Annotated in this window: 17 protein-coding genes and 1 pseudogene; 6 read left to right on the top strand and 12 right to left on the bottom strand. The window is 72.4% G+C overall.

The window, feature by feature from the left end; translation table 11 throughout:
* Positions 1–32: 32 nt before the first annotated feature.
* The 11 genes from LNW72_RS26130 to LNW72_RS26085 all read right to left on the bottom strand — a co-directional run bounded on the left by LNW72_RS26130 (position 33) and on the right by LNW72_RS26085 (position 14,032).
* Complete coding sequence (locus LNW72_RS26130; RefSeq protein ID WP_250977597.1) at positions 33–878, bottom strand: spherulation-specific family 4 protein; 846 nt, start codon at positions 876–878, stop codon at positions 33–35.
* The gene (locus tag LNW72_RS26125; RefSeq protein WP_138350974.1) at positions 866–1,777 is read right to left on the bottom strand and encodes an NAD(P)-dependent oxidoreductase; all 912 of its coding nucleotides are present in this window, start codon (positions 1,775–1,777) and stop codon (positions 866–868) included. Before LNW72_RS26125 ends, LNW72_RS26130 begins: the two co-directional genes overlap by 13 nt.
* 78 nt (positions 1,778–1,855) lie before the next feature.
* Entirely contained in the window at positions 1,856–3,730 is a 1,875-nt protein-coding gene (locus tag LNW72_RS26120) for a hypothetical protein (protein WP_250977596.1), read from the bottom strand.
* A complete protein-coding gene (locus tag LNW72_RS26115) occupies positions 3,727–5,490 on the bottom strand; it encodes a DUF3492 domain-containing protein (RefSeq protein WP_250977595.1) in 1,764 nt (587 codons plus the stop codon). Before LNW72_RS26115 ends, LNW72_RS26120 begins: the two co-directional genes overlap by 4 nt.
* A gap of 308 nt (positions 5,491–5,798) precedes the next feature.
* On the bottom strand, positions 5,799–7,526 hold the full coding sequence (locus tag LNW72_RS26110; RefSeq protein WP_250977594.1) for an ABC transporter ATP-binding protein: 1,728 nt from the start codon (positions 7,524–7,526) through the stop codon (positions 5,799–5,801).
* The gene (locus tag LNW72_RS26105; protein ID WP_250977593.1) at positions 7,523–8,512 is read right to left on the bottom strand and encodes an ABC transporter permease; all 990 of its coding nucleotides are present in this window, start codon (positions 8,510–8,512) and stop codon (positions 7,523–7,525) included. The genes LNW72_RS26110 and LNW72_RS26105 overlap by 4 nt, the downstream gene beginning before the upstream one ends.
* Positions 8,509–9,507, bottom strand: coding sequence for an ABC transporter permease (locus LNW72_RS26100; protein ID WP_374117327.1), 999 nt, complete (start codon positions 9,505–9,507; stop codon positions 8,509–8,511). The genes LNW72_RS26105 and LNW72_RS26100 overlap by 4 nt, the downstream gene beginning before the upstream one ends.
* The gene (locus LNW72_RS26095; protein WP_250977592.1) at positions 9,504–11,222 is read right to left on the bottom strand and encodes an ABC transporter substrate-binding protein; all 1,719 of its coding nucleotides are present in this window, start codon (positions 11,220–11,222) and stop codon (positions 9,504–9,506) included. Before LNW72_RS26095 ends, LNW72_RS26100 begins: the two co-directional genes overlap by 4 nt.
* Before the next feature lie 176 nt (positions 11,223–11,398).
* Complete coding sequence (locus LNW72_RS42135) at positions 11,399–11,491, bottom strand: Ms4533A family Cys-rich leader peptide (protein ID WP_374117326.1); 93 nt, start codon at positions 11,489–11,491, stop codon at positions 11,399–11,401.
* An 82-nt stretch (positions 11,492–11,573) separates the two neighbouring features.
* Positions 11,574–12,998 carry a DUF3152 domain-containing protein gene (locus LNW72_RS26090; protein WP_250977591.1) on the bottom strand — a complete coding sequence of 475 codons (1,425 nt, stop codon included), beginning with the start codon at positions 12,996–12,998 and terminating at the stop codon, positions 11,574–11,576.
* Between the two features lie 8 nt (positions 12,999–13,006).
* Positions 13,007–14,032 (bottom strand): alpha/beta fold hydrolase, encoded by a 1,026-nt coding sequence (locus tag LNW72_RS26085; RefSeq protein WP_250977590.1) that lies wholly within the window; start codon positions 14,030–14,032, stop codon positions 13,007–13,009.
* A gap of 105 nt (positions 14,033–14,137) precedes the next feature.
* Between LNW72_RS26085 and LNW72_RS26080 the strand changes: the two genes are divergently transcribed.
* The 4 genes from LNW72_RS26080 to LNW72_RS26065 all read left to right on the top strand — a co-directional run bounded on the left by LNW72_RS26080 (position 14,138) and on the right by LNW72_RS26065 (position 15,911).
* The gene (locus LNW72_RS26080; RefSeq protein WP_250980495.1) at positions 14,138–14,374 is read left to right on the top strand and encodes a hypothetical protein; all 237 of its coding nucleotides are present in this window, start codon (positions 14,138–14,140) and stop codon (positions 14,372–14,374) included.
* A gap of 102 nt (positions 14,375–14,476) precedes the next feature.
* The gene (locus tag LNW72_RS26075; protein ID WP_138350982.1) at positions 14,477–15,118 is read left to right on the top strand and encodes a TetR/AcrR family transcriptional regulator; all 642 of its coding nucleotides are present in this window, start codon (positions 14,477–14,479) and stop codon (positions 15,116–15,118) included.
* A gap of 171 nt (positions 15,119–15,289) precedes the next feature.
* A complete protein-coding gene (locus LNW72_RS26070) occupies positions 15,290–15,520 on the top strand; it encodes a DUF3107 domain-containing protein (protein WP_250977589.1) in 231 nt (76 codons plus the stop codon).
* A 112-nt stretch (positions 15,521–15,632) separates the two neighbouring features.
* On the top strand, positions 15,633–15,911 hold the full coding sequence (locus LNW72_RS26065; RefSeq protein WP_250977588.1) for a hypothetical protein: 279 nt from the start codon (positions 15,633–15,635) through the stop codon (positions 15,909–15,911).
* 20 nt (positions 15,912–15,931) lie between these two features.
* Here LNW72_RS26065 and LNW72_RS26060 read toward each other — a convergent pair whose 3' ends face one another.
* Positions 15,932–16,669, bottom strand: a complete 738-nt coding sequence (locus LNW72_RS26060; RefSeq protein ID WP_374117421.1) for a ferritin-like fold-containing protein — start codon at positions 16,667–16,669, stop codon at positions 15,932–15,934.
* 217 nt (positions 16,670–16,886) lie between these two features.
* On the opposite strand from LNW72_RS26060, the pseudogene LNW72_RS26055 reads away from it, so the two are divergent.
* Together LNW72_RS26055 and LNW72_RS26050 are read left to right on the top strand one after the other, a co-directional pair.
* Positions 16,887–18,448: pseudogene (locus LNW72_RS26055) on the top strand (DEAD/DEAH box helicase); the annotation flags it as partial.
* Between the two features lie 403 nt (positions 18,449–18,851).
* Positions 18,852–19,709 carry an alpha/beta fold hydrolase gene (locus tag LNW72_RS26050; RefSeq protein WP_250977587.1) on the top strand — a complete coding sequence of 286 codons (858 nt, stop codon included), beginning with the start codon at positions 18,852–18,854 and terminating at the stop codon, positions 19,707–19,709.
* Positions 19,710–19,713 lie beyond the last annotated feature (4 nt).

Genomic DNA, 19,713 nt, shown 5'->3' with positions numbered 1-19,713 from the left:
ACACCCGGTCCGAGGAGCGAGACCGAGAAGGCTCAGATACTGGGCGGCGGCTGCTTTCGCAACGTTCGCACCGATTCGTCCCAGTAGCCGGCCATCCCCTCCCACGGGTCGGTGCCGTTCCGGTCCGTGCGGTCCGTGAAGCAGACGGTGGCCGCGCCCTGCCAGCGGGCGATCCGCATCGCCGTGACCAGATGCGACCGCGGCACCCCGTGGACGAGGTGCGCGAAGCGCTCCGGCGGGTACGCGGCCGTCCACTGCGGGGCCTCGGACCAGCGGTACTGGGTCCACGGGCCGGAGAACGTCACCAGCTGGTCGGCGATCTCGGCGTACCCCGGATAAGGATGCGTGCCGTGCCCCAGCACGAGATGCCCGTCACCGCCGTCCCCATCACTCTCTCCGGCGGCGTCCCCGCCGTCCCCCGCCAGCAGCGCCCGCAGCGTCGTCGTCACCCGGCGGCACTCGTTCAGCGCGGCGCGCTCCGTCGGCGCGCGGTCCAGGTAGAAGCCGTCCACCCGGTACCAGTCCAGGTAGTGGGAGGCGTCGGAGACGAGCTCACCGAACGGCCGCGCGCCGAGCCCGGCGTCCAGATGGCCGAGGACCGGCACCCCGCTCTCCCGGAGCCGCGCCACCGCCTCCGTGTACAGCGGGTCGGGCAGGGTGCCGGGACCGCGCGCCACGTTCAGCACCACCCAGTGCAACGGGGTTCCCGGGCGGGCGAGTTCACCCCACTCGGCCGGTGCGACCAGCGGGTGCGCGTTCACCGGGACGCCGAAGCCGAGCCGGTCGGAACGGGCCTGGCCGCCCGCTCCCTGACCGGCCCCGCCGAAGCGGTCGCGCAGCCCCGCACCCCAGAAGTGCGGTGGCGTCAGACGCGACATGCCGCCTCCATCCAGACGTCGGCCAGCGATTCCTCGAGGCCGATGCGGGGCCGCCAGCCCAGCCGGTCGCGGGCCGTCCGCACGTCCGCCTGCTGCCAGATGCCGCAGCCGTCGGGGTACGGGGGCGGGCCGGGCGCGACCTGCGGCTCGTCCAGCTCGTGCAGGGTGCCGTCGTAGCCCGCGACGTGCGCGAGCCCGGCCGCCATGTCCCGCATCCGCACGGCCCGGCCGGACCCGATGTTCACCAGGCCCTGCGCGGCCGACAGCGACGCCGCGTGCACCGCCCGCGAGACGTCCCGGACGTCGATGAAGTCGCGCTGCACGGCGAGGCCGCCGAGCTTCAGCTCGCCGTCCCCGCTCTGCATCGCCCGGCGCAGCGCCTCGGCCACCCGCCCCAGCGGTGAACTCGTCGGCGTGCCGGGTCCGACCGGGCTGAACACCCGCAGCACCACCGCGTCGAGACCCGAGCCCAGCACCAGCTCGGACGCGGCGAGCTTGCTCACCCCGTACGGGCCGCCCGGCCGCGGCACCGCGTCCTCGGCGGTGGACGCCCCGACCGGCGAGGGACCGTATTCGGCGGCGCATCCCACCTGCACCAGGCGCGCGCCGGTACTGCTGCGCCGCATCGCCTCGCACACGGTCGCCACCGCCACCGTGTTGTGCCGGGTCAGGTCCCGGGCCCCGCCGCGGGTCGCGCCCGCGCAGTTGACGACGACGCCCGGGTGCACGGCGTCCAGGAACCGCGCCAGCGCTCCCGGCGCCCCGCTCGCCAGGTCGAACCGCACATCGGCGTCGTCGCTGCGCCCCAGCGCGGTCAGCTGTACGGCGGGGTCGGCGAGCAGCCGTTCGGCCACGTGCCGACCGAGGAATCCATCGGCTCCGAGCAGCAGCACTCTCATCGGCCGACACCCCCACCCGGTGTCCTTGCCGGTGCGCTGTCCCGCGCGGTGGGCGGAGCGAGGTCGTTCGGTGCGTGATCAACGTTTCTCCTGGTTGGTGTTGCGGAGGTCTGTCGTACGGGGGTGGGCGGCGGCGGGGGTGCCCGTGCGGGCACCGGTGCCGTGCGCCGAGGCCCGGGTGAGGGCGCGGAAGGCGTGCACTACGAGGACGGTGGCGGCGCAGCCGCAGGCCAGGACGGGTATCGCGGCCGGGCCGAGCCACTCGACGGGGGCCGAGACGGCCGCCAGGCCCGGCACGTGGTGCAGTACGGCGGCGCCGAGCGCGGCCCCCTCGGCGGCGGCCGCCGCCCCGGTTCCCCACGCGGCCGCCCGTGTGAAGCCGTGCACCGCGAGCAGCCGGGCGGTGAACAGCAGCATCCCGAGCGCCGCCGCCCCGGCGACACCGGCAGGACCGGCCAGCGCGGCGGCGGCCCACAGGAGCGCGAGCAGCACCGCGAGGTACAGCACGAGGGTGCCGGCGAGCAGCGGGCGCACCCGGGCGGCGAACTCCCCGAGCCCGCGGCTCGGCGTGAGCTCGGCCCGCGCCCGCAGCGCGAACCGGTGCGCGCACCACGCGGCGGGCGCCAGGGTGAGGGCCAGCGCCACGAACGGGCCGCCGGCGGGCGGGTCGAACGGCCCGCCGAGCAGGCTCGACAGCAGCGGACCGCCGCACAGCGCGAACGCCAGCAGCCACCCGCCCCACAGCGCCCCGCCGGGGCCCGCGGCACGCAGCGGACCACGTCGCAGCGCCGCCCAGGTGGCCAGCGCGACGAGCAGGGCGATCACGGCGCCGACGGCGGGCGACCGCACCACGAACGCGGCCGCCGACGCGCATCCCGCGCCGGGCACCACGTGCAGCAGCCCGACCCGTACCGGTCCGACCCGCACCGCGACCCGCTCACCGGCGACGCCGTGCGGCACGCGGGCGTACAACTCGTCCGCCAGCGAGAACACATCCCGGTGCCGGAACCGACCCGCCACCCGGTCGGTGACCCCGTGCGCCTCCAGCCCGGCGGCGATCTCCAGCACGTCCACCGCCCCCGCACACAGCTCCTCGTGCCGGTGCATCACCCCACGCACAGGATCAGCGGGCCCCCGCCGCCGAGGCGGCGAGGCCGAGGCCCTCCCGGCGGGTTCGGCAGAACCATCCGGCACGTCACCATCCGGGCGGCACGAACCTTCGGCGTCGACGGACGACTCCGGCGCAGGCGCCGCACCGGTATCCCGGCCGCTCGCACCCACCGCCGAGGCGGGATCCCCACCGTCACCGACCGGCAGAACCGGCCCCGGCCGCGACCCCGAGAGCAACACCCCGTCGCCCACAGCCGCCTCCGCCAGGCGGTACGAACCCCCGCCATCGACGGGCAACTCCGGCGCCAGTGTGCCGCCGTCCGTTCCCGGGCCGTAGCCCAGGGCTGCCACGACCCGCGCGCGGATCTCGCCCGCGGCGTCGAGTCCGGGGGTGGGCGCCTCCGCGGGCGGAAGCGCCCTGGAGGCGGCTTCGGAGACGGCTTCGGCTTCGGCTTCGGCTTCAGCTTCCGGCCAGGCGATCGTGGCGTCCGCGTTCAGGCGGTCCGGGGTGGCGGTGGGAGCTGGCTCGTCGGAGGGGTCTACGCAGCCGCTCAGGCCCTCGGCCGTGGCTTCGGCCGTCGCGATGGCGTCGTCCGGAGCCGGCTCGGGCTCCGGAGCCGGGTCGTCGGCCCGGCCCCCGGCCGAGCGCTCGACGCCGTCGCTCAGAACCTCTTCCGCGACCGTCGCGGAATCATCGACCGGGCCGGAGGCCGCCCGGCGGAAGGCCGGGGGGAGGAGATCGGCGCCGGGGAAGGTCTCGTTGGGCGGCGGCGGGTCGGTGGGGACGTCGGAGAGGATGCGGGCGAGGAGGGCGGCCTGCGCGGAGCCATGGGTGGCGGTCATACGAGGTCACCTCCCGGGAACGGGAAGCCCGCGGGCTGTGGGCGGCGGGCCCAGGTCGGGGCGGGCAGCACGGGTGTGAGGCGGCCGGGGACGTGGGCCTCGGCCGGCTCGGAGAAGGGGCGCGGCACGCCGTCGGTGTCGAGCTGCGGCTCGCGCCGTACGGGACAGTGCGCGACGAGCTCCAGGTAGATCTCGCGGAACGCGCCCACGCACCGCTCGACGGTGAAGAGTTCGAGCGCCCGCTCGCGCGCCGCCGCGCCGAGCCGGGCGGCGCGCTCGGGCTCGCGTAGCAGCGCGAGGCAGGCGTCGGCGAGCGCCTTGGGGTTGCGGGGCGGTACGACGAGCCCCGTGCCGCCGATGACCTCGCGGACGGCGCCCACGTCGGTGGAGACCGTCGCGCGTCCGCAGAACATCGCCTCGACGAGGCTCAGCGGGAAGCCCTCGACGATGCTGGACAGGACGACGACATCGCCGGAGGCGTAGGCGTCGGCGAGTTGGGGTGCGCCGGGCGAGCCGATCTCCTCGAAGGTGACGGGGCTCTCGCCGACCGTCACCGCGTCCTGGGCCTCGTCGGGGAAGAGCTGGGCGGCCAGCGTGCGGCAGCCCGCCAGGTAGGAGTCGACGCCGCCGCGGACATACAGGATCCGGAGCCGTGCGCCCGGTTCCGCCTTGCGTATCGCGTCGAAGGCGTGCAGGAGCGCGATGAGGTCCTTGGCCGGGTCCGGGCGGCCGACCCAGGTGAGCGTGGGGTCGGTGTGCCCGGCCGGGGCGTCCGCGCCGGCCGCTTCCGCGGCCTCGCCGGCGCGGGCGAAGCGGGCGGCCTCCATGCCCGGGTAGACGGTCCGCAGCCGGGAGCGGTCGGCGCCGCAGCGTTCCTGCCAGCGGCGGGCGTGGGTGCTGCCCGGGGTGATCAGGGCTGCCTCGCGGTAGGACTCACCGGCGAGCAGCCGGTGGAACGCGGTGAGGAGCGCGCGGACTTCGGCGGAGAGGCCGGAGGCGCGGTGCGCGAGGAGTGCCTCGCGCAGTCGGACGCCGTACTCGGTGACCAGGAGCGGCGTTCCGAAGAACCGTTTGGCCAGCAGCCCGGGAAGGGTCGCGGGACCGCCGGAGACGGCGTGGCACAGATCGGCGGCGCCGAGCTCGTCCGGTTCGTACCAGGGCGCGGACAGCGGTCTCAGGGCGCGTTCCAGGAGTTCGGCGGCGGTGAGCAGGTCCGCCACGCCGACCGTGGCCAGCAGGGGTCGCACGCCGGGGGCGCGGCAGGCGTCCTCCAGGGCGCGCAGGGCGTGTTCCGAGCGGAGCAGCCCTGACAGGCCGCCCTCCTCGCGGGAGAGTTCGGCGAGCCCGTACAGACCGGAGGCGAAACGGTCCGCCCGGGCGCCTCCGTAGCCGTCGGCTCCCGCGCCGGCCAGGCCGATGACGTCATCGACGCAGCCCGCGGCGGATCCCTCGTCGCCGCCCGCCAGCGCGGCGGCGAGTTCCCGGTAGTGGTGCAGGAACCGGTGGCGGCGCGCCCGGCGGGCCGCCCGGCCGCGGGTGCCGTCGTCCTCCGGCGGGGCGCCCCACAGGCGCTCGCTGCGCACCCGCCGTACCTGCGACGGCAGTTCGACCCGTCCCCCGGTCTCCGTCCGCTCGGACCTGCTGAGCGCGTACACCTCGAATTCATGGCCCGGAAGCCCGCGCACGAGCCGGTCGCACCAGGCGCCACCTTCACCTCGTGCATACGGATAGCCACCCTCGGTGAGCAACGCGATGCGCATGTGTACGCCCCCCTTCCTTCGCCGGTCCGCCGGATGCGTGGCCGGGAGGGCGGATACGTCTGCCCGGCGCGATGACGGTATGCCGGTACGACAGTGGCGCGACGGACGGTTGTCCGCCGCGCCACCAGAAGGGGTGAACGGTCGTAACTTCTCGCACCACAACGCGTTGTCGTCGCTTAGGGTGCGCGGAACAACACACTCCACTCACCCGGTCCGCGACTGTGCCGCGCTCCGGCAGGACGCGTTTCCCATCCCCCGGATCGGACCCCGGCCCGGACTCCGGCCCGGACTCCGGCTCAGACTCCGGCTCAGACTCCGGCGAGTCCCTTCCGGCTCGCGCGCCGCGCCGCGGACTCGACCGGGTCGAGCACCGGCACGGCCGCCAGCAGGCCCTTGGTGTAGGCGTGCTGGGGCGAGTCGTACACCGCGTCCGCCGGCCCCTCCTCAACGATCTTCCCGGCCCGCATGACCGCGACCCGGTCGCTGACCTGCCGCACCACCGCCAGGTCGTGCGCGATGAAGACCAGCGAGAGCCCCAGGTCACGCTGCAGCTCGCCGAGCAGCGCGACGACCTGGGCCTGGGTCGTCACGTCGAGTGCCGAGACCGGCTCGTCGCAGACGATCAGCTTCGGGGACGGCGCCAGCGCCCGCGCGATCCCGACCCGCTGCCGCTGGCCGCCGCTGAACTCGTGCGGGTACCGGTGGTACCAGTCCGGTTCCAGCCCGACCCGCTCCAGCAGCTCCCGTACCCGCTCGACGACCGCCTTGTCCGTGAGCTCGCCCGCGGCCCGCAGCGGGTCGGCGATCGACTCGCCGATGCTGCGCCGCGGGTTCAGCGACGAGACCGGGTCCTGGAAGACCATCTGCAGCTCGCGGCGCAGCGGTCGCAGCGCCTTGTCGCCGAGCTTGCCGATGTCCCGGCCGTCGTACCGGAGTTCACCGGCCGTGGGGTCGAGCAGCCGCACCAGCATCCGGCCGAGGGTGGTCTTCCCGCTGCCGCTCTCGCCGACGATCCCGAGCGTCTCGCCCCGCCGGACGGTCAGCGACACGCCGTCCACGGCGGTCACGGTGTCCTGGCGCTTGCCGAAATCCCGGCGCAGACCGACCGCTTCGAGCAGCGGCGCTTCCGGCCCCGGCGCCACGACCGCCGTCGGCTCGTCGCCCGTCCGCTGTTTCACGAGGACGGCCGGCCGCGCCGCGTCCACCTGCGGCACCGCCGCGAGCAGCGCCCGGGTGTAGGGCTCGCGCGGGTCGTCCAGTACGGCGCTCACCGCTCCGCGTTCGACGGCGGCGCCGTTCCGCATGACGAGTACGTCGTCGACGCTGCCGGCCACCACCCCCAGGTCGTGGGTGACGAGCAGCAGCCCCATGCCGGTCTCGGCGCGCAGTTCGTGCAGCAGGTCGAGGATCTGGGCCTGGACGGTGACGTCGAGTGCGGTGGTCGGTTCGTCGGCGATCAGCAGTCGCGGTTCGCAGGCCAGCGCCATGGCGATGAGCGCGCGCTGCCGCATGCCGCCGCTGAACTCGTGCGGCCGGGCGCGCGAGCGCCGGGCCGCGTCCGGGATGCCGACCCGGTCCAGCACCTGGACGGCCCGCTCGCGGGCGGCCCGCCGGGTGGCCTTCACATGGACGCGGTAGACCTCGGCGATCTGGTCGCCGATCGCGTAGTACGGGTCGAGCGAGGAGAGCGGGTCCTGGAAGACCATCGCCGCCCGGCCGCCGCGCAGCCGCCGCAGTTCGGTGTCGTCGGCGCCGAGGACGTCCGTCCCGGCGACCCGTACGGTGCCGCCGGTCCGCGCGCCGGTCCCCCGGTGCAGATCCAGCAGGGCGTACGCGGTGGCGCTCTTGCCGGAGCCCGACTCGCCGACGATGCCGAGGGCGCCGCCCGCTTCGAGCCGGAAGCTGAGGCCGTCGACGGCCCGTACGGTGCCGGACGCGGTGGGGAAGTCGATGACGAGGTCTCTGACCTCCACCAGCGGCTCGGCGAGGCCGGCCGTGGCGGCGGGACCCACAGCGGAATCAGTGGCCGCGCTCATGCCAGCACCACCCTTCGGTCGGCCAGCGCGTAGAGCACATCCGCGGCGGCGTTGGCGAGGACGACGGCGAAGCCCATGACGAGCACGATGCCCACCACGACCGGCAGGTCCTTGAGCTCGACGGACTGCACGAGCTTCTGGCCCAGCCCCGGCACGTTGAACAGCGACTCGGTGAGCAGCGCGCCGCCGAACATCGTGCCCAGGTCGAGCGCCGACAGCGCGATCACCGGGGTGAGGGCGGCGCGCAGCGCGTGCCGCCCGATGATCGCGCGCTCGCTGACGCCGTAGGCGCGGAAGGTCCTGATGTGGTCCTCCGCGAGCGTCTCCAGCATGGAACTGCGGGTCAGCCGGGCGTACTTGGCGGACTCGACGAGCGCGAGCGCCAGCCAGGGCAGCAGCAGGTTCCAGGCCCACTGCTGCGGGTCGTCGGTGAACGGCACGTAGGAGGGGTAGGGCAGCCACTGCAGCACGGAGCAGAAGAGCATCAGCAGCAGGATGCCGATGATGAACACCGGGGTGGCGGTGCCCGCGAGGGTGAGCCCGGTGAGCAGCCGTTCGGTGGGCCGGCCGCGGCGCAGCGCGGACAGCACCCCGGTGCCGACGCCGAGGATCAGCCACAGGACCATCGCGCCGAGCGCGAGGGAGGCGGTGGCGGGCAGCTTGGCGACGAGGATGTCGGTGACGAGTTCGCCGGTGCGGTACGACTGGCCGAAGCAGGGTGCGGAGCAGTGCACCGTGCCGGTGCCGGTGCTGTAGTCGCGGCCGGTGGCGATGCCCTGCAGGAAGTGCCAGAACTGTACGTACACCGAGTCGTTCAGGCCCATCTGCTCGCGGATCTGCACGAGTTGGGCGGGTGAGCACTTGGGCCCGCAGGACAGTTGCGCGGGGTCGCCGGGCGCCAGGTAGAAGGTCGCGTACAGCACGACGGCCAGCACCAGCAGGACCACCGCGGCGGACACCGTGCGGCGCAGCAGGAAGCGGATCATGACGCGGCCTCCTCGCGCTTGCGGCCGGTGCCGACGCGGAGCCTGCTGGCGGCGCGCGGGTCGAGCGCGGTCCTGATGCCGTCGGCGAGCACGGTGAAGGCGAGCACGCTGATGAACAGCATCGCGGCGGGCAGCAGCACGTACGCGGGATCGGCCTCGTACCAGGTGTTGGCGCTGGAGAGCATCTGACCCCAGGACGGGGTGGGCGGCTTCACGCCGATGCCGAGGAACGAGAGCCCGGACTCGATGACCATGTTCGCCGGGATGAGCAGGGCGGCGTAGGTGATGACCGGCGCGACGAGCGACGGCAGCAGTTCCCGGCGGGCGATCCGCCAGGTACCGGAGCCGGCGAGCCGGGAGGCGGCCACGTAGTCCAGTGACTTGAGGCTGAGCACCTGCGCCCTGACGAGCTTGGAGATGCTGCCCCACGCGACGAAGCCGATGATGAGCGCCAGCAGCAGCGGGCGCGGGAAGCCGTCGGGGACCACGGCCATCAGCGCGATGGCGAAGACCAGCGCGGGCATGGTGATCATGACGTCGGTGACGCGGCTGAGCAGGTTGTCCACGAAGCGGTTGCCGAGCCCTGCGGCCAGGCCGGTGCCGACGCCGACGAGGATCTGCACGAGGGTCGCGCCGAGGGCGACGGCCAGCGAGATCTGGGCGCCGTGCACGAGCCGGGAGAACATGTCGCGGCCGGTGCCGGGTTCGACGCCGAGCCAGTGGTCGCCGCTGATCCCGCCGAAGGAGCCGAGCGGTACGCCGCCGGAGGCGGAGTCGATCAGCTCGGGGTGGTAGGCCGTGGTGTTCTGGCCCTCGATGGCGCTCAGCAGGGGTGCGGTGAGCGCCACCAGGACGAGGAGTGCGATGACGGCGGTGCCGGCGACGGCCGCGCGCTGGGCGCGCAGCCGTCGCCAGACCTGCCGGGCCCCCGGGGCGGGGGCGGCGGGATTGCCGACCGCCCCCGCCTCGACGGCCGTCAGGTCCTGGGTGGTCACTTGACCGAGACCTGCGAGATGTCCAGGACGCCGGTCCAGTCGCTGATCACGACGTTCTTGATGTCCTTGCCGAACAGCCGCTTGTAGACCGGGTGGAAGAGCGGCACGGTGACGGCCTGCTCGCCGATCTTCTGGTCCAGCGCGCCCCAGCGGGCCGCCGCGGCTTTGAGGTCGGTCAGCTTGTTGATCTCGTCGATCTCCTTGTTGACCGCCGGGTCGTCGAGCTGCGCGTTGTTGAAGTTGGAGCCGTCCTTGACGATCTGCCGGCCGTCGAAGATCGGGCCGAGGAACGGACCGCCGGACGGCCAGTCCGCGCCCCAGCCGGTGAGGAAGAAGCCCGGCTCGGTGGAGACGTTGTGGATCTTGTCACCGAACGCCTTGTGCTCCTGGCCGTCGAGCTTGACGGTGATGCCCGCCGCCTTCAGCGCGTCCTGGACGGCCGTGGCGACCTCGGGGCCCTGCTCGTCGGCCTTGGTGACGTCATGGGTGAGCGAGACGGTGATCCCGTTCGGGTAGCCGGCCTCCGCCAGCACCTGCTTGGCCTTGACCGGGTCGCCGGTCTTGCCGGCCGGGAACGGGTCGTACGGCGTGTAGCCGAAGGACGCCTGCTCGGGCAGGTAGGTGGTGGCCTGGTCGGCGAGCGAGGAGCCGCCGACCGCGTTGACCACGGTGGTGCGGTTGACCGCGTACGCGATGGCCTGGCGCACCTTCGGGTTGTCGAACGGCTTCACCTTCGGGTTGAAGGCGATGTAGTCGGTGTAGCCGAAGTGGCCGGTGCCGACCCGGCTCGCGAGCGCCTTGTCACCGTTGACCTTGGCCAGCTCGGCCGGGCCGAGGTTGGTGTCGGTGGTGACGGCCGCCGCGTCCTTGCCGGTGCCGGTGGACAGCCGCTGGTTGATCACGGCCTGGTCGAGTCCCGACTGGACGTCGATGCTGTCCGGGTACGCCTTGCGCTGGTCGTCGGTGGCCTCCGACCAGTTGGGGTTGCGCTCCAGGACCAGGTGCTCACCGTTGTTCTCGTTCTTGATCACCTTGTACGGGCCCGAGGAGACCGGGTGCTCCGCGTACTTGGTGCCGGTGTCCTTCGCCTTGGGCACCGGGGCGAACGAGGTCTGCGTGGCCAGGAACGGGAACTCGCCCTCGGGCTTGTTCAGGTGGAACACGATCGTCTTGGCGTCCGGCGTCTCCACCGAGGCCAGCCCGTTCTTGTCCTTGTACGGACCCTGGTACGCGGCACCGCCGATCAGCCAGTCGCGCAGGTAGGGCGCGCCGCCGGACAGCTCGGCCGCGAAGGAGCGCTCGATGCCGTACTTGATGTCGGCGGTCGTGATGGGCGAGCCGTCCTCGTACTTCAGGCCGTCCTTGAGGTGGTACGTCCAGACGGTGGCGTCCTTGCTCGGCTCACCGGTGGTGGTGGCCAGGTCCGCGGCGACCTTCGAGCCCTCGGCGCCGTTGGCCCGGGTGCGGGTGGTCAGTGTGCGGTAGACCAGCGAGGGAACGTTTCCGCCGCCCGAGGTGTACAGGCGGGCCGGGTCGAAGTCCTCCTGGGCCTGGTTGTTCAGCACGTAGAGGGTGCCGCCCTTGGCGGGCTTGGCGTCGGTGGAGGCCTTGGCGCCGCCGCTGTCCTTCGGGCCGCAGGCGGCGGCCCCTCCGGCGAGGGCCAGACCAACGGCTACCGCTGCCACGCGGCGGGATATGAGGGACAGTTGACGCATGAGAGATCGGCCTTTCGCGGCTGCGAGGTATGACGGCAGGATTCAACGAATACCCGCGGGCAGCAGCAGCCGATTCCCCTCGACGGAGAAATGGCTCGAACTCAGGGGGGTGCGTCTGCCCACGGATGGACAGCTCGGGGCGGAGGCGGAAAGCCTCTACGCGACCGAACCGTGGGTCACCGACAGAGAATGTCGGCTACGCAGATTTCGGCCACGCCGATGAGCACCAGCTTGATGCTGGCGTCCTCGGCGGCGTGGCGGTGCGACATGGGAGAAGAGTGAACGACGATCCCGCCGATGTCAAAATCCGGTCGGCGGGATCATGCGCGGCCAGGCGGTCGAAACCGCTGGTCAGGCCTTCGGGAACGGCCAGGCGTTGGGCTTGCAGGTGGGGCCGCCGTCGAGCGACAGGAACTTCGTCTGCTGCATCATGACCGGCGCGAGCTCGCCCGCCTTCGGGCAGCCGACATGGCCGTGCCCGAGCCGGTGGCCGACCTCGTGGTTGATGAGCATCTGCCGGTACTCGTGCATCCGGTCGGGGCCGAACGTCTCGGCACCCTGCGCCCAGCGGAACGCATTGATCATGGTGCGCTCGGTCGACGCGGCGTCACATGACACATTGTCAACAGTGATGTCCAGGTCGGATTTCGCACACCACTTGGCGGTGGTGCCGGGGCTGGCGAGCGTGACGACGATGTCGACGGGGCCGGATGACACCCGCTCGAACGTCTTGATCCCGCCGTGGCCCCAACTCCGGTCGTCGTTCAGGGTGGTGAAGACCGTCCGGGTGAAGAGCGCGGAGTCGAGCGGCAGGCCCTTCTCCACGTCCACCCGGAAGCGCAGCACCTTCCCCCTGCCGGGCGCCGGGTCGTGTCCCGGCATCGTCTGGAACTGACCGCTGAGGGCCAGCTTGGCGTCGAGCGGGTACTGCTTCGCCATCAGCTGGTCGTAACTGGCGACGGCCACGGCGGGTGCGTTGGACGGTGCGACGCCGGGCGTCGGACGGTCCTTCGACCGTGAGGCCGCGTCGCTGCCGTCGCGGGTCGCCCCGTCGGAGGCCCCGGCCTCGCTGTGCGCCGCGCCACCACTGCCGACCTGCCCGGCGACGACCACGGCGAGCACCGTCACCACCGCTGCGGCGGCGATCCCGGTGAACGCACGGCCCTTGCCGCCGCCCTTCCGGCCGGCGTCGGCGGCCGTGGCCTCCGGCAGGTCCGAGTCCGGGACGGGCTCTGGCTCGGGGACCGTCTCCTGCCCGGCACGCTGCCGGGGTATCCGGCGGCCGGGCGGGGCCTCGAAGGACTGCGGCGGGAGCACCGGCTCGTCGAACGTCTGCCACTCGTCGGTGTCGTACGGGTCCTGGACGGGGTGGACGGGCCGCTGGAACGTCTGCCACTGACCGGTGTCGTAGGGATCCGGGACGGGCAGGACGGGCTCGTCGAACGTCTGCCACTGACCGGTGTCGTACGGGTCGGGGAGCGCGTCCGGCCGGTAGCCGGTGCTCCGGCCGCGGCCGCTCTCCGCCGCCCAGCCGTCCTGGGCGCCCCAGGCGGCGTGCTCACGGTGCTCGGGGTGCGGGCGGGAGTCCGGGTGGTCACCGACGACGTAACCGCCGTCGTAGCGGGCGCCCGGCGCCGGCGTCTGGGACGGGACGGAGACGGGAACGCCGACGTCACCCCGGCGTCTGCGGCCCTGGCCTGACCGGCCGCCGCCGAGGGTGCTCGATATGTCGTTGTCGCGGCTCTGCCGGCCGCCGCCCGCGCTGTGCTTCCCCACGCCCTGAATCAGCTCCTGCTCGCCGCGTCGCTCGTCTTGTCGTTCATTACGCGTGCGTCCGTCTCATCGTTCACCACGTGACCGTCCGTCTGATCGAGCAGGTCCCGGACGGCCCGTGCCACCACGTCAGGGTGCTCCATCATCGCGACGTGCCCGCTGTCGGGCAGCGTCACCAGCCGGGAGTCCCGGAACGCCCGGGACGCCTTCCGTGCCATCCGGAAGGAGACCAGCTTGTCGCGCCCCCCGTAGACCAGCAGCGTCGGGGCGAGCACCCGCTCCGCCTGCCGCCACAGAGAGTGTTGTCCACCCAAGGTGTACGCGTTGACGATGCCCCGTGTCGAACGGACCATCGCATCCCAGAAGTACGGGAGCGCGATGCGCCGTTCGTACTCCTCGACCGCCTCCGCCCGCGCCCGGTCACCGACCGACGAGGCGTCGCCGTAACACAGTGTGAGCAGTTCCTGGGTGCGCCGCTCGGCCGGCCAGTCCCTGGTCGCCCGAAGATAGAGCGCCGGAATCCCCGGCATCGAGACGAGCGCCGTCGGCCACGCGCTGCGCTGCGGCGGAAGTTCCGGCAGCGCGGGCGACACCAGTGTCAGCGTCCTGACCAGGTCGGGACGGGCCGCCGCGACCTTCGTCGCCACCGCGCCGCCCATCGAGTTCCCGAACAGGTGGACCGGACCCCGGTCACCCGACTCGATCAGCCGGACCACCGCCCGGGCGTGTCCGGCGATCGAGTAGTCACCGTCGTCCGGCGGCGGCGAGAAGCCGAAGCCGGGCAGATCCGGTGCCTGGCTGTCGAGCCGGTCGGCCAGCCGGTCCATCAGTTGTGTCCAGTTCTGCGACGAACCGCCCAGTCCGTGCACAAGAACGGCCGGTTCGAGTCCGTCGCGCTCCGAGGTCCGCTCGCGGACCACCAGAGAAAGGCCGGGCAGACTCACATTTCGCTGCGTTTCCCCTGGTCCGAGCCGCGGCCCCTGCGGGGGGACGGCTGCGGGAGCGATCGCAGCTTGAGGAGACTCCGTCGAGGACATGGGGCAATGTTACGAGACGATCACGCATGCGCTTGTGTGTTCGCCCTCACAGGCTGCGCTCGGGACCCCGCGCTCCTACGCTCGACAGTGAGGAAGGGAGTCACCGTGTCCGACGAAATCCAGATTTCCGAGGATGAATTCGAGGCCGCCGCCGACGATCCGGCCATCGAGATGGACATCGAAACCCCCGAAGCCGATGCCGCCGAGCAGCACACCGATGTCGTGCAGCGGCACGACGCCCCGGCCGGGGAGGACTCCGATTCGCCCGTCGCGTCCGCCGATCCCGTGGACGTCGCGGAACAACGTCGTGTCGTCAACCTGGACGAGGAGGACTATCGCTGAAAGGTTCCAGGTAGTGAGAATGTGCTCTCGCACCGCGCACAGCCCCGTTACCGAAAAGTACGATGGCACCCGCAGTGTTCCTTCAACAGATTGGGAGGCGGCGTGACAGCCATCGAGCACACTCAGGCACGCCCGCGCGGCACCCGCCTGCCCCGCCGGGCCCGCCGCGAACAACTCCTGGGCGCGGCCCAGGAAGTGTTCGTCGCCCAGGGCTACCACGCCGCCGCGATGGACGACATCGCCGAGCGGGCCGGCGTCAGCAAGCCGGTGCTCTACCAGCACTTCCCGGGCAAGCTGGAGCTGTATCTGGCGCTGCTCGACCAGCACTGCGAGTCACTGCTGCAAGCGGTGCGTACCGCACTGGCCTCCACCTCCGACAACAAACTGCGCGTCGAGGCGACCATGGACGCCTATTTCGCGTACGTGGAGGACGAGGGCGGCGCCTTCCGGCTGGTCTTCGAGTCGGACCTGACGAACGAGCCCGCGGTCCGCGAGCGCGTCGACAAGGTCTCGCTGGAATGCGCCGAGGCGATCTGCGAGGTCATCGCGGAGGACACCGGGCTGCCCCGCGAACAGTCGATGCTGCTGGCCGTCGGCCTCGGCGGCGTCTCCCAGGTCGTGGCCCGCTACTGGCTCTCCAGCAACAGCCAGATCCCCCGCGACACCGCCGTCAACCTGCTGACGTCGCTGGCCTGGCGCGGTATCGCCGGCTTCCCGCTGCACGGCACGGACGGCCACCACTGACGGCCGCCGGCCACCGCTGACGTCCCCGGCGGACGGGCACCGCCGGTTATTCCCCGTCGCTGTTCGCTACCGGCGTTCATCATCTTCGGATTCCACGCCTCAGAGCCCGGCTAGTGTTTCCTGCGTACGGCGCGAAGACGCGCACACCGCCAGACCTGGAGGTACAGAGCCGTGGAGGTCAAGATCGGCGTGCAGCACGCGCCGCGCGAGATCAGCATCGAGAGCGCGCAGTCGGCCGAGGAGGTCGAGAAGGCGGTCGCGGACGCCATCTCCGGCACGTCCCCGCTCCTGAGCCTGGTGGACGAGAACGGCCACAAGGTCCTCATCCCGGCAGCCAAGCTCGCGTACGTGGAGATCGGCCAGCCCGCCAGCCGGAAGGTCGGCTTCGGCGCGTCGATGTGACGACACGGAGGGCCCGCACCCGTAATCGGGTGCGGGCCCTCCGTTTTGTCCGGCTCCCCGAAGGGGTAGGACCGTTATGCAACGGTCGGCCCCCTCGGGAAGGACCCCGTACATGTGGGAAGCAGTCGCATTCGCCGCGCTCGGTCTGGGCATCGCCTACGCCGCCACGCACTTCTTGCCCGAACGCTTCCCGTCCCGCGTCCTCGTCCTCGCCACCGGTCCGATCGCGGCCCTGGTCGGGGGCCTGATCACCCGTACGGTGCTGGGCGCAGGCCACGCGGCCGTCACGCTTCCGGTGTCGGCGCTCGTCGCGGCGGCGCTGCTCAGCCTGCTCGTCCGCCCCGCTGACGACCGGCGCTTTCTCCGCCACTCGGTCGCGGGGCGGGCCTGAGGACCAGGCCTGAGCGACGGTCAGGCAGCCAGCCCGAGTGCCGCCATCCGCTTGGTGTGCGCTTCGGTGATCCGGGTGAACATCCGGCCGGCCTCGGCCAGGTCGAAACCGCCGGCCACTCCCCCGACGAGCATCGTCGACAGCGCGTCCCGGTCGGCGACGACGCGCTGCGCCTGTGACAGCGCCTCACCCATCAGCCGCCGCGCCCACAGCGCGAGCCGGCCGCCGACCCGCGGGTCCGCCTCGATGGCGGCGCGGACCTTCTCGACGGCGAAGCTGGCGTGGCCGGTGTCGTCCAGTACGGCCAGGACGAGCGTGCGGGTGTCGGTGTCGAGCCGCGCCGCGACCTCGCGGTAGAAGTCCGAGGCGATCGAGTCGCCGACGTAGGCCTTGACCAGACCCTCCAGCCAGTCCGACGGGGCGGTCTGCCGGTGGAACTCGTCCAGCGCGGCACCGAAGGGTTCCATCGCCTCCTTCGCGGAGGCCCCGATCTCGGAAAGCCGGTCCCGCAGCCGCTCGAAGTGGTGGAATTCGGCCGCCGCCATGGCGGCCAGCTGAGCTTTGTCCTCGAGCTCCGGCGCGAGCTTCGCGTCGTCCGCGAGGCGTTCGAACGCGGCCAGTTCGCCGTAGGCCAGCGCACCCAGCAGATCCACCACCGCGGCTCGGTAGTGGGGGTCCGCGGAAGCTCCGGCCCAGTCCAGGGCGGCGATTCCGGTGGCAGGTGCGGTCGTCTCGTCAGGCGTCTCCATGCTGCGCACAATAGCCAAGTCCGGCTCCCGCCGGACCACCCCCGTAGCCCCCGCCGAAACATTTGATCGGGTGCAGCTGCGTGATTCCGGGGTAGAGTGGTAATGCACTCCGCCGATTTTCGGCAATTTCCTGTGCACTGTACGCAGTATCTGGATGCCCGGTCGGTGGCCCGATCGGCTCCTACACCGACCGCCCTCCTGACAGCAGGAGGGGCCCACTCGCGGCATGTGCGAGGGCAGCGGTCCCGCGCTTCTCAGCCACCCACGGCTGGACGACACCTGCGCGGTCAGCGCCCGGCGTTCCTTTCCGGACGCGGACGCTCGACCCCCCTCACAGCCCAGTGCCGCGTCTCACAGAAGAGGCAAGCATCCTGACCACCACGACTTTCCGCAGTCTCGGAATCCTTTCCGAGACCGCCGAGGCCCTTGAGGCTGTCGGCATCATCAATCCGTTCCCGATCCAGGAGATGACCCTTCCGGTCGCCCTGGCGGGCAATGACATCATCGGCCAGGCCAAGACCGGCACCGGCAAGACGCTGGGCTTCGGCCTGCCGCTGCTGGAGCGCGTCACCGTAGCCGCCGACGTCGAGGCCGGCCGTGCCAAGGCCGAGGACCTCCCCGACGGGCCGCAGGCCCTGATCGTCGTCCCCACCCGTGAGCTGTGCCAGCAGGTCACCAACGACCTGCTGACCGCCGGCAAGGTGCGCAATGTGCGCGTCCTGGCCATCTACGGCGGCCGCGCCTACGAGCCGCAGGTCGAGGCCCTCAAGAAGGGCATCGACATCGTCGTCGGCACCCCGGGCCGGCTGCTGGACCTCGCGGGCCAGAAGAAGCTGAACCTGAAGTCGGTGCGCGCCCTCGTCCTGGACGAGGCCGACGAGATGCTCGACCTGGGCTTCCTGCCCGACGTCGAGCGCATCATGGCGATGCTGCCGCCGAAGCGCCAGACGATGCTGTTCTCGGCCACCATGCCGGGCGCGGTCATCAACCTGGCCCGCCGGTACATGTCGCAGCCCACGCACATCCGCGCCACCTCGCCGGACGACGAGGGCGCGACTGTCGCGAACATCACGCAGCACATCTTCCGCGCGCACTCCATGGACAAGCCGGAGCTCGTCTCCCGCATCCTGCAGGCCGACGGCCGTGGCCTGGCCATGATCTTCTGCCGCACCAAGCGCACCGCGGCCGACATCGCCGACCAGCTCGCCCAGCGCGGCTTCGCCTCCGGCGCGGTCCACGGCGACCTGGGCCAGGGCGCCCGCGAGCAGGCGCTGCGCGCGTTCCGCAACGGCAAGGTGGACGTGCTGGTCTGCACCGACGTCGCCGCCCGCGGTATCGACGTCGACGGTGTGACGCACGTCATCAACTACCAGTCGCCGGAGGACGAGAAGACGTACCTCCACCGCGTCGGCCGCACCGGCCGCGCCGGCAAGACCGGTATCGCGATCACGCTGGTGGACTGGGACGACATCCCGCGCTGGAAGCTCATCAACAAGGCGCTGGACCTGCCGTTCGACGAGCCGGAGGAGACGTACTCCACCTCCGCGCACCTGTACGAGCTGCTCAACATCCCGGCCGGCACCAAGGGCATACTGCCCCGGGCCGACCGGACCCGTGCCGGCCTCGGCGCGGAGACCGTCGAGGACCTCGGCGAGACCGGTGGCCGCGGCAAGACCGGTGGGCGCAAGCCCGCCGTCGCCGCCGCGGCGGCGACCGTCACCGAGGAGCGTCCGCCGCGCACCCGCACCCCGCGTCAGCGCACCCGCACCCGTGCCGGTGAGACCCTCGCCGGTGAGACCGCCGCCGTCGCGGTGGACACGGCCGCGGCCGTGACCCCGGTCGTCGACGTGGCGGACACCGAGGGCGAGGCGAAGACGGCCCCGCGCCGCCGTCGCCGTACCCGCGCCGCCGCTCCGGCCGCTGAGGGCGCTCCGGCGGCCGTGGTCGAGGCCGCTCCGGCCGAGGCTCCCGCCGCCGAGGGCGACGAGGCCAAGCCGGCCCGCCGCCGCCGTCGCACCCGTCCCGCGAAGGCCGAGCCGGCCGACGGCTGACCGACCCGCGGAACAGCACAGCGGAACAGCACCACCAGCAACGCCGACGCCCCCGGTTCTTCACCGGGGGCGTCGGTTTTCGTCGGTGTGGTGTCGCTGTCCGCAACCTGTCGTACACACGCATCGCGTAATCTCACGGCATGAGCAGACCGCCAACACTGGAGCTGCCCGAAGGGGCCCGTGCGTACCGCCTCGTCACCGCGAGGGGCGACTTCGCGGTGCTGGACGCCGGAACGGCGGTCCTCGGCACCGCCCTGCTGGTGCCCGGGTTCACCGGGAGCAAAGAGGACTTCATCGCGCTGCTCGAACCGCTGGCGCTGGCCGGCTACCGGGTGGTCGCGGTCGACGGCAGGGGGCAGCACGAGACGGGCGGCCCGGCTGACGAGAGCGCGTACGCCCAGGCCGAACTGGCCGCCGACGTCCTCGCGCAGACCGAGGCGCTGGGCGGTCCGGGTCCGGTGCACGTACTGGGCCACTCGCTGGGCGGGCTGATCGTGCGGGCGGCGGCGATCGACGCGGTGCCGCCGTGGGAGTCGCTGACGATCATGAGTTCCGGGCCGGCCGCCATCGACGCCGAGCAGCAGGCCAGGACGCGGATGCTCGTCGAGGCGCTGCCCGCGATGGGGATGGAGGCGGTCTGGCAGGCGATGCGCGACATGGACGCGGAGAACGCCGACGCGGCGGATGTCCCGCCCGCCATCGCGGAGTTCCTCTACCGGCGCTGGATGGGCAACGTCCCGGAGCAGCTGATCGCGACCGGCGGGCAGCTGATCGCGGAGCCCGACCGGGTCGCCGAGCTGGCCGCCGTACCGATCCGCACGCTGGTGCTCTCCGGCGACGTCGACTACGCGTGGCCGCCGGAGTGGCTCGACGACATGGCGCTGCGGCTGGGCGCGCGGCGGGTGGTCATCAAGGGCGCCGAGCACTCACCGAACGTGGAGCAGCCGGAGGCCACGGCCGAGGCACTGATCGATTTCTGGAGCTCGAAGGGCGAGTGAGGAG

This window comes from Streptomyces sp. RKAG293 (assembly GCF_023701745.1).
In the GTDB taxonomy this organism is placed as follows: domain Bacteria; phylum Actinomycetota; class Actinomycetes; order Streptomycetales; family Streptomycetaceae; genus Actinacidiphila.
This window is presented reverse-complemented; position numbering and strand designations above follow the sequence as displayed.